The 12,782-nt window shown below is 45.4% G+C and carries 12 protein-coding genes; 9 read left to right on the top strand and 3 right to left on the bottom strand.

What is annotated here, in order from left to right:
• Window positions 1–99 precede the first annotated feature (99 nt).
• From yqiS to bfmBB, 7 genes are read left to right on the top strand one after another with little or no spacing between them, the layout of a single operon-like run.
• Window positions 100–999, top strand: coding sequence for a phosphate butyryltransferase (yqiS, locus tag MOB98_RS14560; protein WP_268360594.1), 900 nt, complete (start codon window positions 100–102; stop codon window positions 997–999).
• Between the two features lie 11 nt (window positions 1,000–1,010).
• The gene (gene bcd / locus MOB98_RS14555) at window positions 1,011–2,105 is read left to right on the top strand and encodes a branched-chain amino acid dehydrogenase (protein WP_268360596.1); all 1,095 of its coding nucleotides are present in this window, start codon (window positions 1,011–1,013) and stop codon (window positions 2,103–2,105) included.
• An 18-nt stretch (window positions 2,106–2,123) separates the two neighbouring features.
• Window positions 2,124–3,215, top strand: a complete 1,092-nt coding sequence (gene buk, locus MOB98_RS14550) for a butyrate kinase (protein WP_268360597.1) — start codon at window positions 2,124–2,126, stop codon at window positions 3,213–3,215.
• Window positions 3,216–3,235: 20 nt separating this feature from the next.
• Window positions 3,236–4,660, top strand: a complete 1,425-nt coding sequence (gene lpdA / locus MOB98_RS14545; protein ID WP_268360598.1) for a dihydrolipoyl dehydrogenase — start codon at window positions 3,236–3,238, stop codon at window positions 4,658–4,660.
• Between the two features lie 21 nt (window positions 4,661–4,681).
• Window positions 4,682–5,674, top strand: a complete 993-nt coding sequence (gene bfmBAA / locus MOB98_RS14540) for a 3-methyl-2-oxobutanoate dehydrogenase subunit alpha (RefSeq protein WP_019714902.1) — start codon at window positions 4,682–4,684, stop codon at window positions 5,672–5,674.
• A 13-nt stretch (window positions 5,675–5,687) separates the two neighbouring features.
• Window positions 5,688–6,671, top strand: coding sequence for a 3-methyl-2-oxobutanoate dehydrogenase subunit beta (gene bfmBAB, locus MOB98_RS14535; RefSeq protein ID WP_268367148.1), 984 nt, complete (start codon window positions 5,688–5,690; stop codon window positions 6,669–6,671).
• 21 nt (window positions 6,672–6,692) lie between these two features.
• Window positions 6,693–7,964, top strand: a complete 1,272-nt coding sequence (gene bfmBB / locus MOB98_RS14530; RefSeq protein ID WP_268367147.1) for a branched-chain alpha-keto dehydrogenase complex dihydrolipoyllysine-residue (2-methylpropanoyl)transferase — start codon at window positions 6,693–6,695, stop codon at window positions 7,962–7,964.
• 63 nt (window positions 7,965–8,027) lie between these two features.
• Here bfmBB and bmrR read toward each other — a convergent pair whose 3' ends face one another.
• The 3 genes from bmrR to MOB98_RS14515 all read right to left on the bottom strand — a co-directional run bounded on the left by bmrR (window position 8,028) and on the right by MOB98_RS14515 (window position 11,106).
• On the bottom strand, window positions 8,028–8,864 hold the full coding sequence (bmrR, locus tag MOB98_RS14525; RefSeq protein WP_268362918.1) for a multidrug efflux transcriptional regulator BmrR: 837 nt from the start codon (window positions 8,862–8,864) through the stop codon (window positions 8,028–8,030).
• 72 nt (window positions 8,865–8,936) lie between these two features.
• Window positions 8,937–10,106, bottom strand: coding sequence for a multidrug efflux MFS transporter Bmr (gene bmr, locus MOB98_RS14520; protein ID WP_268362917.1), 1,170 nt, complete (start codon window positions 10,104–10,106; stop codon window positions 8,937–8,939).
• Window positions 10,107–10,212: 106 nt separating this feature from the next.
• On the bottom strand, window positions 10,213–11,106 hold the full coding sequence (locus tag MOB98_RS14515; protein ID WP_268362916.1) for a YegS/Rv2252/BmrU family lipid kinase: 894 nt from the start codon (window positions 11,104–11,106) through the stop codon (window positions 10,213–10,215).
• 160 nt (window positions 11,107–11,266) lie between these two features.
• Here MOB98_RS14515 and brxB point away from each other — a divergent pair, with 160 nt between their 5' ends.
• Both brxB and artP read left to right on the top strand, forming a co-directional pair.
• Window positions 11,267–11,704 carry a bacilliredoxin BrxB gene (gene brxB, locus MOB98_RS14510; protein ID WP_003226477.1) on the top strand — a complete coding sequence of 146 codons (438 nt, stop codon included), beginning with the start codon at window positions 11,267–11,269 and terminating at the stop codon, window positions 11,702–11,704.
• Window positions 11,705–11,959: 255 nt separating this feature from the next.
• Window positions 11,960–12,727: an arginine ABC transporter substrate-binding protein ArtP gene (artP, locus tag MOB98_RS14505; RefSeq protein ID WP_268367146.1), complete on the top strand. Its 768-nt coding sequence runs from the start codon at window positions 11,960–11,962 to the stop codon at window positions 12,725–12,727.
• Window positions 12,728–12,782: the final 55 nt, after the last annotated feature.

Here is a 12,782-nt window from a genome sequence, read left to right as displayed (position 1 = left end):
CACGAATTTTTCAATATATCCGGTATAACAGCACGATAAGGAGCTGGCACGGAACTTGCATAATAAAAGGCGGAGTCGAAACAAGAAAGGTGGTAGCAGATGAAGCTGAAAGATTTGATCGGCAAAGCATCGATGTACAAAAACAAGACCATTGCAGTTGCCCATGCTGAGGATGAGGAAGTGATCCGGGCAGTAAAGCTGGCAGCCGAGCACCTATCCGCCCGATTTTTGTTAACGGGCGACAGCAAAAAACTGAACGATCTGACATCATCTACGCTAGGGCATCAAGTGGAAATCGTTCATGCCGATACGCCTGAGGAATCGGCAAAATTAGCAGTTCGTGCTGTCCATCACAAAACAGCGGATGTTTTAATGAAAGGCAATGTGCCGACTTCTGTTTTGCTTAAAGCGGTATTGAACAGGCAGGAGGGGCTTCGGTCTTCCAGTGTCCTTTCCCACGTAGCTGTGTTTGATATACCTGATTTTGACAGGTTGATGTTTGTGACAGATTCGGCAATGAATATTGCCCCTTCGCTGGAAGAGCTTCGGCAGATCTTGCAAAATGCCGTTCATGTGGCTCGTGCAGTAGGGAACAATATGCCAAAAGCAGCTGCTCTGGCAGCAGTTGAAACGGTAAACCCGAAAATGGAAGCAACAGTGAACGCAGCTGCTCTTGCTCAAATGTATAAAAGAGGCCAAATCAAAGGCTGCATTGTTGATGGACCGCTTGCTTTGGATAACGCTGTATCGCAAATTGCCGCGGCTCAGAAAAAGATTTCGGGAGACGTAGCGGGCAGCGCTGATATCCTTCTCGTCCCAACAATTGAAGCCGGCAATATTTTATATAAATCACTGATTTATTTTGCGAAAGCCAGTGTGGCGGCTGTGATTACGGGAGCCAAAGCGCCGATTGCCTTAACAAGCAGAGCGGATTCCGCTGAAAATAAACTGTATTCCATTGCGCTGGCAATATGCGCATCTGAAGAATACACACACTAGGAGGAACGAACATGGAACTTTTTAAATATATGGAGAAATACGATTACGAACAATTGGTATTCTGCCAAGATGAACAATCTGGCTTAAAAGCGATCATCGCGATTCATGATACAACACTCGGTCCGGCGCTTGGCGGAACGAGAATGTGGACATATGAGAATGAAGAAGCGGCGATAGAAGACGCGCTCAGACTGGCAAGAGGCATGACCTATAAAAACGCGGCGGCAGGCTTAAACCTGGGCGGCGGAAAAACAGTGATTATCGGCGATCCGCGCAAGGACAAAAATGAGGAAATGTTCCGAGCATTCGGCCGCTATATTCAAGGGCTGAACGGCAGATACATCACAGCTGAAGATGTGGGCACAACGGTTGAAGATATGGATATCATTCATGATGAAACAGACTTCGTCACAGGGATTTCCCCTGCTTTCGGATCTTCCGGAAATCCATCTCCAGTCACAGCATACGGGGTGTACAGAGGAATGAAGGCAGCCGCTAAAGCAGCTTTCGGAACTGACTCTCTTGAAGGGAAAACCATCGCTGTGCAGGGGGTAGGGAACGTAGCCTATAACCTATGCCGCCACCTTCATGAAGAAGGAGCAAATTTAATCGTAACGGATATCAACAAACAATCAGTAGCGCGCGCAGTTGAAGATTTCGGCGCCCGTGCGGTTGATCCGGAAGAGATTTATTCTCAAGACTGCGATATTTATGCGCCGTGTGCTCTTGGGGCAACAATTAACGATGACACCATTAAACAGCTAAAGGCAAAAGTCATTGCGGGTGCGGCTAACAACCAGTTAAAAGAAACACGCCATGGTGACCAAATTCACGAAATGGGCATTGTTTATGCACCGGATTATGTCATTAACGCGGGCGGCGTCATCAATGTGGCAGATGAGCTATATGGCTATAACGCAGAACGCGCGTTAAAGAAAGTTGAAGGCATTTATGGCAATATTGAGCGTGTGCTTGAGATTTCTCAACGTGACGGCATTCCGACGTATTTAGCGGCTGACCGCTTAGCAGAGGAACGGATTGAACGCATGCGTCGTTCAAGAAGCCAGTTTTTGCAAAACGGGCACAGTGTATTAAGCAGACGTTAAGAAATTGATCTGGAGGTTATGAAAGTGCTACATGATGAAAAACGCATTCTCACAATTAACCCAGGCTCAACTTCAACGAAAATCGGTGTTTTTCATAACGAACGAAGCATTTTTGAAAAAACATTGAGACACAACATAGAAGAGCTGCAGCGATTTGACCATATTATTGATCAGTATGAATTTCGAAAAAACCATATTCTCGAGACGCTTCATGAACAGGGCATCAATATCTCAAAGTTTGATGCAGTCTGCGCCAGAGGCGGTCTTCTCAGACCGATTGAAGGCGGAACTTATGAAGTGAATGATGACATGATTGAAGACTTGAAAAGCGGATATGCCGGCCAGCATGCTTCCAATCTTGGCGGCATTATCGCACGAGAAATCGCTGACGGCCTTAATATCCCGTCGTATATCGTCGATCCTGTTGTCGTAGATGAAATGTCAGTGCTCGCAAAAATTTCAGGCATGCCAGAGATTGAACGGAAAAGCATTTTCCATGCGTTAAACCAAAAAGCTGTCGCCCGTAAGGCGGCAGCCTCTCTCGGCAAACGATATGAGAACATGAAAATGATTATTACCCATATGGGCGGCGGTATTACTATAGGCGTCCATGACCGCGGGCGAGTGGTGGATGTTAACAACGGCCTTCACGGAGAGGGGCCATTCAGCCCTGAACGGGCAGGAACAGTTCCTGCGGGAGATCTTGTCGATTTATGCTTTTCAGGTGAGTATACGAAAGAAGAAATCATGAAAAAACTTGTGGGAACAGGCGGGCTTTCCGGATATCTCGGTACGAATGACGCAGTCAAAGTGGAACAAATGATCCAGGGGGGCGACGAAAAAGCCCGCTTGATTTACGATGCCATGGCGTATCAGGTAGCAAAGGAAATCGGGGCAGCCAGCGCGGTATTAAAAGGTGAAGTGGAAGCGATTGTACTGACAGGAGGCCTCGCTTACGGCAAAAGCTTTGTTTCCAGTATCAGATCATACATAGATTGGATTTCTGACGTTTTAGTCTATCCGGGAGAAAATGAACTGCAGTCTCTGGCCCAAGGGGCGCTGAGGGTATTGCTGGGCGAAGAACCATCCAAACAATATCGTATTGAATAGACAGACAGGAGTGAGTCACCATGGCAACTGAGTATGACATAGTCATTCTGGGCGGCGGTACCGGCGGTTATGTTGCGGCGATCAGAGCCGCTCAGCTTGGATTAAAAACAGCCGTTGTGGAAAAGGAAAGACTCGGGGGAACATGTCTTCATAAAGGCTGTATCCCGAGTAAGGCGCTGCTTAGAAGTGCCGAGGTATATCGGACAGCTTGTGATGCCGATCAATTCGGAGTGGAAACGGAAGGCGTGTCCCTCAACTTTGAAAAAGTGCAGCAGCGTAAGCAAGCCGTTGTTGATAAGCTTGCAGCTGGTGTGAATCATTTAATGAAAAAAGGAAAAATTGACGTGTATAACGGATATGGCCGTATCCTTGGACCGTCAATCTTCTCTCCGCTGCCGGGAACGATTTCTGTTGAGCGGGGAAATGGTGAAGAAAATGACATGCTGATCCCGAAACAAGTCATCATTGCAACAGGGTCAAGACCGAGAATGCTTCCGGGATTGGAAGCTGACGGCAAGTCTGTATTGACTTCGGATGAGGCTCTCCAAATGGAGGAGCTGCCAAAATCGATCATCATCGTGGGCGGAGGCGTGATCGGTATTGAATGGGCGTCTATGCTTCATGATTTTGGCGTGAAGGTAACAGTTATCGAATATGCCGAACGTATATTGCCGACCGAAGATCAAGACATTTCAAAAGAAATGGAAAGTCTTCTTAAGAAAAAAGGCATTCAGTTCGTCACAGGGGCAAAAGTGCTGCCTGACACAATGACAAAGACGTCAGACGAAGTCAGCATACAAGCAGAAAAAGACGGAGAAACCGCCACCTACTCTGCCGAAAAAATGCTTGTTTCCATCGGCAGACAGGCAAATATTGAAGGCATCGGCTTAGAAAACACCGATATTGTTTCCGAAAAAGGCGTCATTTCAGTCAATGAAAACTGCCAAACGAAGGAATCTCATATTTATGCAATCGGAGACGTGATCGGGGGCCTTCAGTTAGCTCATGTTGCATCACATGAAGGAATCATTGCCGTTGAGCATATTGCAGGTCTCAATCCGCATCCGCTTGAGCCAACGCTTGTACCAAAGTGCATCTACTCCAGCCCGGAAGCTGCCAGTGTCGGCTTAACAGAAGAAGAGGCAAAGGCGAAGGGGCACAATGTCAAAATCGGCAAGTTTCCATTTATGGCGATCGGAAAAGCGCTTGTTTACGGTGAAAGCGACGGTTTTGTCAAAATCGTGGCGGATCGAGATACGGATGATATTCTCGGTGTTCATATGATCGGCCCGCATGTCACCGACATGATTTCTGAAGCGGGTCTTGCCAAAGTGCTGGACGCAACGCCGTGGGAGGTCGGGCAAACGATTCACCCGCATCCGACGCTTTCTGAAGCAATTGGAGAAGCAGCGCTTGCCGCAGATGGCAAAGCCATTCATTTTTAAAAGCATAAAGGAGGGGCTTGAATGAGTACAAACCGACATCAAGCACTAGGGCTGACTGATCAGGAAGCCGTTGATATGTATAGAACCATGCTGTTAGCAAGAAAAATCGATGAAAGAATGTGGCTGTTAAACCGCTCTGGCAAAATTCCATTTGTAATCTCTTGTCAAGGACAGGAAGCAGCACAGGTAGGAGCGGCTTTTGCCCTTGACCGTGAAATGGATTATGTATTGCCGTACTACAGAGATATGGGTGTCGTGCTCGCGTTTGGCATGACAGCAAAGGACTTAATGATGTCCGGGTTTGCCAAAGCGGCAGATCCGAACTCAGGAGGCCGCCAGATGCCGGGGCATTTCGGACAAAAGAAAAACCGCATTGTAACGGGATCATCTCCGGTTACAACACAGGTGCCGCACGCAGTCGGCATTGCGCTGGCAGGACGTATGGAGAAAAAGGATATCGCAGCCTTTGTTACATTTGGTGAAGGCTCTTCAAACCAAGGCGATTTCCATGAAGGGGCAAACTTTGCCGCTGTCCATAAGCTGCCTGTGATTTTCATGTGTGAAAACAACAAATACGCAATCTCAGTGCCTTACGATAAGCAAGTCGCATGTGAGAACATTTCCGACCGTGCCGTAGGCTATGGGATGCCTGGCGTAACTGTGAATGGAAATGATCCGCTGGAAGTTTATCAAGCGGTTAAAGAAGCACGCGAACGGGCGCGCAGAGGAGAAGGCCCGACATTAATTGAAACAATTTCTTACCGCCTTACACCGCATTCCAGTGATGACGACGACAGCAGCTACAGGGGCCGTGAAGAAGTAGAGGAAGCGAAAAAAAGTGATCCTCTGCTTACTTATCAAGCTTACTTAAAGGAAACAGGCCTGCTGTCCGATGAGACAGAACAAACCATGCTGGATGAAATAATGGCAATTGTAAATGAAGCGACAGATGAAGCGGAGAACGCCCCTTATGCAGCTCCTGAGTCAGCGCTTGATTATGTGTATGCGAAGTAGGGAGGAAGAACAAATGTCAGTAATGTCATATATTGATGCAATCAATTTGGCGATGAAAGAAGAAATGGAACGAGATTCCCGCGTCTTTGTCCTCGGGGAAGATGTAGGAAGAAAAGGCGGTGTGTTTAAAGCGACAGCCGGCCTCTACGAGCAATTTGGAGAAGAACGTGTTATGGATACGCCGCTTGCTGAATCAGCAATCGCCGGAGTCGGTATCGGAGCAGCTATGTACGGGATGAGACCAATTGCTGAAATGCAGTTTGCTGATTTCATTATGCCGGCGGTTAACCAAATCATTTCTGAAGCAGCTAAAATCCGCTACCGCAGCAACAATGACTGGAGCTGCCCGATTGTCGTCAGAGCGCCATACGGCGGAGGCGTGCACGGAGCCCTTTATCATTCTCAATCAGTCGAAGCGATTTTCGCCAATCAGCCAGGACTGAAAATTGTGATGCCTTCAACGCCATATGACGCGAAAGGTCTCTTAAAAGCTGCAGTTCGTGATGAAGATCCGGTGCTGTTTTTTGAGCACAAGCGCGCGTACCGCCTGATAAAAGGAGAGGTTCCTGCAGATGATTATGTCCTGCCAATCGGCAAGGCTGATGTCAAACGGGAAGGCGACGATATCACAGTGATCACATATGGCCTGTGTGTCCACTTCGCGTTACAGGCTGCAGAACGTCTTGAAAAAGATGGCATCTCAGTACATGTGGTGGATTTAAGAACGGTTTACCCGCTAGATCAAGAAGCGATCATCGAAGCCGCTTCCAAAACCGGGAAGGTTCTTTTGGTCACTGAAGATACAAAAGAAGGCAGTATCATGAGTGAGGTGGCCGCGATTATATCCGAACATTGTCTCTTCGACTTAGACGCGCCGATCAAACGGCTTGCAGGTCCTGATATTCCGGCTATGCCTTACGCGCCGACAATGGAAAAATACTTTATGGTCAACCCTGATAAAGTGGAAGCGGCGATGAGAGAATTAGCGGAGTTTTAAAGACGTAAGGAGGATACAATCATGGCAATTGAACAAATGACGATGCCGCAGCTTGGAGAAAGCGTGACGGAGGGGACGATCAGCAAATGGCTTGTCGCCCCCGGTGATAAAGTGAACAAATACGATCCGATAGCTGAAGTCATGACAGATAAGGTGAATGCAGAGGTTCCATCTTCTTTTACCGGTACGATAACAGAGCTTGTGGGTGAAGAAGGCCAGACCCTGCAAGTCGGAGAAGTAATTTGCAAAATTGAAACAGAAGGCGCCAATCCGGCGGAACAAAAACAAGAACAGCCAGCAGCATCAGAAGCCGCTGAGAACCCTGCTGCAAAAAGTGCCGGAGCAGCCGATCAGCCCAATAAAAAGCGCTACTCGCCAGCTGTTCTCCGTTTGGCCGGAGAGCACGGCATTGACCTCGATCAAGTGACAGGAACTGGTGCCGGCGGCCGCATTACGCGAAAAGATATTCAGCGCATCATTGAGACAGGCGGCGTGCAAGAACGGGATGAGAAGCCGAAAACAGCAGCTCCTGCACCTGAGTCTGCACCAAAACCGGAGCCTAAAGAAGACATCTCATATCCTGCATCTGCAACCGGAGACAAAGAAATTCCTGTTACAGGTGTAAGAAAAGCAATTGCTTCCAATATGAAACGCAGCAAAACAGAAATTCCGCATGCTTGGACGATGATGGAAGTCGACGTCACAAATATGGTGGCATATCGCAACAGTATTAAAGATTCCTTCAAGAAGACAGAAGGATTTAATTTAACGTTCTTCGCCTTTTTCGTAAAAGCGGTCGCTCAGGCGTTAAAAGAATTCCCGCAAATGAATAGCATGTGGGCGGGCGACAAAATTATTCAGAAAAAGGATATCAATATTTCAATCGCGGTTGCCACAGAGGATTCTTTGTTTGTTCCAGTGATTAAAAACGCTGATGAAAAAACAATTAAAGGCATTGCGAAAGAAATTACCGGCCTTGCCAAAAAAGTAAGAGACGGAAAACTCTCAGCAGATGACATGCAGGGAGGCACGTTTACCGTCAACAACACAGGTTCGTTCGGATCTGTTCAGTCGATGGGGATCATCAACTACCCTCAGGCTGCGATTCTTCAAGTAGAATCCATCGTCAAACGCCCGGTTGTCATGGATAATGGCATGATTGCTGTCAGAGACATGGTCAATCTGTGCCTGTCCTTGGATCACAGAGTGCTTGACGGCCTTGTGTGCGGACGTTTCTTGGGACGAGTGAAACAAATTTTAGAGTCGATTGATGAGAAAACATCTGTTTACTAAACAAGCAAAAAGAGCATTTTTTGAAACATAACTTCAAAAAATGCTCTTTTTTATGCAGCACTATTATTCAGCGATTCGGATTTTCATTTCAACCCGGTATTCTTCTTGTTTTTTCGGTGAGTAATGAATCGGTATGATTAACTCGTAAACATCACTGGCAACTGTTAATTGGCGGTCTTCGATATACTTCATAAGCTTCTGTAAGTTGAGAAAATAATGCTCAGGTGAAAAATTATACGCGATACATACATATCTGCCTTTGGGGATCGTGGTGATTTCCATATCCGGCGTAATGGCGGATATTTGTTTATTCGTCAATACAGGGGTAAAGATATGACGGTATACCATTTCATCAATGCTGGTGTATGGCTGAAACGAGAAAGCAGCGCCGTAGCTATTGTTCGTAAATCCATCTGCTGATTCGATAAATTTTTTTAATTTGCTGTAGGAGGCGTTGAGCACGTTTTCAGGCCCGATTCCCTCTGCCTCTGTCTGAATGATTCGCGTTTCTTCTTCATCTAAAATAAACACCTCGCCGAGCGCAGGATATTCCATCTGCCGTTTCATCCGCTTTTTCACCAACGAAATGGTTTGCTCCAATGCTGATAAAAAGTCTAATTTCTCCCTGATTTGCCTCTCCTGTTCTGTATAAAAAGCAAACAGTTCTTCCATCTCTAAGTCCTGTGCCTTTTTCATCTCTACTAAAGGTGTGCCGATATATTTCAATGATTTGATCAAATCCAGATGAATGAGCTGAGAATCTGTATAATAGCGGTAGCTGGTATCCGAGTCAACGTAGGCGGGTTTAAATAAATCAATTTTATCATAATAACGGAGCGCTTTAATCGACACGTTTGCAAGCTTTGAAACTTCTCCAATTGAGTAATACGATTCCTTCATGCCATCACTCCTTCTACCACCAGTATAAAGAAGAAGCGCATTCTTTGCAGTATACAAAGAATACGCTTTTGATCACGTGCTGGCATTAAGGTGTCCCGGCGCTTTCCAAGCTATGGTCAGTGCAATGCCTACGGCTAAAGCCGCCGTTGCAAAGTAGAAAGGGTAGTTTACATCGATATCGAACAGCATTCCGCCGATAATAGGCCCAAATACATTGCCGATACTTGTAAACAATGAATTCATACCGCCAGCAAACCCTTGTTCATTTCCTGCAATTTTTGAAAGGTAAGTTGTTACCGCCGGCCGCATGAGATCAAAACCGACAAATACGGTGACTGTAACCAGCAAAATCGTAAAATAAGAATTTACGACTGTCATCAAGAATACAAGAATCGTCGAGAGAATTAAACTATACCGAATTAGATGAATCTCGCCAAACCATCTTGTAAAACGGTCGAATAAGACGACTTGTGTAATAGCGCCAACAATCGCTCCTCCTGTAATCATAATGGCAATGTCGCTGGCCGTAAATCCGTATTTATGGTCAACGAATAACGCAAATAAAGATTCAAATGACGCCAAACCAAAAGATGAAATCAGGATAATCAGAAAAGCAATGAAATACATAGGCGCAAAAATCCGTTTGAAGCCTGACTTCTGCCCTTTTATGTCCTGATTCTCAGGATTCCGTTCCGGCTCGCGCAGCGTGAGCATTGATAAAATGGCTGCTAACAACGCAAAGGCTGCCGCAAAGAAAAAAGGCAGACGGGAATGGATTTCTGCTAAAAATCCCCCGAGGCCGGGACCGATAATAAAGCCTGTTGAAATAGCAGCTGACATATAACCGAGCGCTTTTGGTCTAGTTTTAATGGTTGTGATATCTGCGATAAAAGCCGTCACCCCGGGCATAATGAAGGCAGCGCTGATACCGCCAAGCATACGGGATATAAATAACATCTCCACTGTTTTTCCAATGCCGAATAAAAACTCCGAAACACTGAAAAACAACAGACCGATCACGATCATGATTTTACGTCCGAAGCGGTCAACCCACCGCCCGCCGATTGGTGAGACAATAAGCTGAGTAACAGCGAAGCAGGCAACCATATAGCCAACCGCAGTACCAGATAAATGCAGTTCATTCATAATGGTAGGCGTAACCGGAATCACAAGCCCGATCCCCAAAAAAGCAATAAATAAATTGGTTAATAATATTGTTAAGGTGATATTTTGTTTCTCCATCATGACTGCCCCTTTTTTGAAGTGTATCTCTTATACTGTAAGGTCTCCTCTTAGGGGAGAGTCAACGGATTTACAACATCTTTCAGACACTGTTCGATCCTTATTGTTATTCATGACACGGGACAAGCATATCAATGTGCTGAGGCAGCACTTGAATGACCGTGGGTGTATGGGTATAGACTTCTCCATCTGTATCAGCCTTTTTAACCGTGTCAGTTTCGATTTCGATACGGGAGGCCTGAATATAGGACAGCTCTCCGGAAAACCGATCAATTGTGCCCTGTTCCATGCTCATCAGCTCCCGCAATGCGGTGAGGTTGGTGTTGCGGCAAATGAGGATATCGAGTAAGCCGTCTTCTATACTGGCATCCGGCAGGGGAATTCGGTTCGTTCCAATGTATTGTCCGTTCATGACAAGCAGCATAACCGCTTCTTCTTTAATTTCTTTTCCATCAATTTTTAATCTCATTGGAAACGTTTCAGCAGATGACACGGTTCGCAATGCACTTGTAAAATAGCTGACTTTTCCCAATAATGCTTTTGATGTTTCATTGATTTGATTTGACGTTTCTGTAATCAGGCCAATCCCCCAGAAATTTAAAAAATAACGCTTATTCATCTGACATACATCTACGCTTGTTTTTTTTCCAGACACAAGGGCTTCCGCCGCTTTTGCGAGATTTTGGGGGATGCCCAGCACCCTTGAAAAGTCATTGCACGTGCCGCCGGGCAAAATTCCGACAGCGGGCTTTCTTTCTAAAGCGCTGATGCCGTTAATGCATTGATGGACTGTGCCGTCGCCGCCGAGAATAAACACGGTGTCGACAGAATCATCAATGGATTGGCAAAAGTGATACGCATCATCCTTTTTCTTTGTCTGTTTAATGATCACCTCATCTAAGGATTGTGATAAAACCGGCACAACAGCCCCTAAAGCTTTTTCTATATTTTTGCTGCCGGCATTTCCGTTATGAATCAGTAACGCTTTCCGTTGGCTCATACAAAACTGCTCCTTTATTTTACATCTGGTTATATAATCCCCTTTTTCTGTAAGCAGTAAACAGAGAGCAAAAAAAGTGTACAGCCAAGCAATGTCATTTGCCGATATGGACGTTTCCTTGCTATCATAAGAACAGATGATGAAAAAGGAGAGGTCTTCATTGAATATGGACTTTAATTTATTTATGAATGATATTGTCCGCCAAGCGAGACAGGAAATTACAGCTGCCGGATACACTGAGCTGAAAACAGCTGAAGAGGTGGATGAGGCACTCACGAAAAAAGGAACGACGCTTGTCATGGTAAACTCTGTTTGCGGATGCGCCGGGGGAATTGCAAGACCGGCCGCATACCATTCCGTTCACTATGATAAAAGGCCTGATCAGCTCGTTACCGTCTTTGCCGGACAGGATAAAGAAGCGACAGCGCGAGCACGTGATTATTTTGAAGGATATCCGCCATCTTCTCCGTCCTTTGCGATTTTGAAAGACGGAAAAATTATGAAAATGGTGGAACGCCATGAAATTGAAGGCCATGAGCCGATGGCAGTTGTGGCAAAGCTGCAGGAAGCCTTTGAAGAATATTGTGAAGAAGTATAAGACAAACACCCCGGGTGCCTAGACGGCCCCGGTTTTTTTGTGCATAAAAATCGAATAAATATTAAAAAATATTCAATGCAGTTGAACAATGAATCTATTTTCATCTAGTAATATCAAAAAGAGATTGCTGGGAAAATAAGCTTAAAGATAATTTTTAAAAATAGTATTGCATAAAAATAAGAAACTGTTTAAAATACAAATTAACGAATAAATATTCAAATAAACCAAAAGTAATGAATACGGGGGAAATGGATCATGAAAAAATGGCTCTTATTACTTGTAGCTGCCTGCATCACCTTTGCATTGACTGCGTGCGGCTCAAGCAATTCAGGTTCAGAAAGCGGAAAGAAAAAATTAATTATGGGTACTTCGGCGGATTACAAACCGTTTGAATATAAAGAAGGCGATAATATTGTCGGCTTTGATGTAGATTTGGCAAAAGCGCTTGCGAAGAAGACTGGCTACGACATTGAAGTGCAGGATATGGACTTCAACAGCTTAATTACAGCGCTGAAATCAAAACAGGTGGATATGGTTCTGTCAGGAATGACACCGACGCCTGAGCGTAAAAAACAAGTTGATTTTTCCGATGTGTACTACACAGCGAACCATATGATAGTCAGCAAAAAAGACAGCGGCATTACATCTCTGAAAGACCTGAAAGGGAAAACAGTCGGCGTTCAGCTTGGTTCTATTCAGGAAGAGAAGGGGAAAGAGCTTTCTCCGGAATATGGTTTTAAAACAGAAGACCGCAACAGAATTTCTGATTTGGTTCAGGAAATCAAATCTGACCGCTTTGATGCCGCGATTATCGAAGACATGGTAGCAGAGGGGTATTTCAAATCGAATGACGACCTGCAAGGCTTTGTCATTCCTGATGCGAAAGCAGAGGAAGCCGGTTCAGCGATTGCTTTCAGAAAGGACAGTGAACTGACAGACAAATTCAATAAAGCCCTCAAGGAAATGGAAGATAACGGAGAGCTCGAGAAATTGAAGAAGAAATGGTTCACTGGCGAGAAGTAAAAAAAAGCGGCTCAACTTTTTCGTTGAGCCTTTTATTGAATAGGAAATCTTTTTT

The sequence above is a fragment of the Bacillus sp. N13C7 genome, from assembly GCF_026790065.1.
Taxonomy (GTDB): Bacteria; Bacillota; Bacilli; order Bacillales; family Bacillaceae; genus Bacillus.
Note: the sequence above shows the minus strand (reverse complement) of the source record. Positions and strands in the feature narration are given on the sequence as shown.

What these genes read in the sequence shown, in the direction of transcription:
- artP (WP_268367146.1), top strand. Translation starts at nt 11,960, where the DNA reads ATGAAAAAATGGCTCTTATTACTTGTAGCTGCCTGCATCACCTTTGCA.
- bfmBAA (WP_019714902.1), top strand. Translation starts at nt 4,682, where the DNA reads ATGAGTACAAACCGACATCAAGCACTAGGGCTGACTGATCAGGAAGCC.
- MOB98_RS14515 (WP_268362916.1), bottom strand. Translation starts at nt 11,106, where the DNA reads ATGAGCCAACGGAAAGCGTTACTGATTCATAACGGAAATGCCGGCAGC.
- yqiS (WP_268360594.1), top strand. Translation starts at nt 100, where the DNA reads ATGAAGCTGAAAGATTTGATCGGCAAAGCATCGATGTACAAAAACAAG.
- bmrR (WP_268362918.1), bottom strand. Translation starts at nt 8,864, where the DNA reads ATGAAGGAATCGTATTACTCAATTGGAGAAGTTTCAAAGCTTGCAAAC.
- bcd (WP_268360596.1), top strand. Translation starts at nt 1,011, where the DNA reads ATGGAACTTTTTAAATATATGGAGAAATACGATTACGAACAATTGGTA.
- bfmBB (WP_268367147.1), top strand. Translation starts at nt 6,693, where the DNA reads ATGGCAATTGAACAAATGACGATGCCGCAGCTTGGAGAAAGCGTGACG.
- bfmBAB (WP_268367148.1), top strand. Translation starts at nt 5,688, where the DNA reads ATGTCAGTAATGTCATATATTGATGCAATCAATTTGGCGATGAAAGAA.
- lpdA (WP_268360598.1), top strand. Translation starts at nt 3,236, where the DNA reads ATGGCAACTGAGTATGACATAGTCATTCTGGGCGGCGGTACCGGCGGT.
- buk (WP_268360597.1), top strand. Translation starts at nt 2,124, where the DNA reads ATGAAAGTGCTACATGATGAAAAACGCATTCTCACAATTAACCCAGGC.
- bmr (WP_268362917.1), bottom strand. Translation starts at nt 10,106, where the DNA reads ATGGAGAAACAAAATATCACCTTAACAATATTATTAACCAATTTATTT.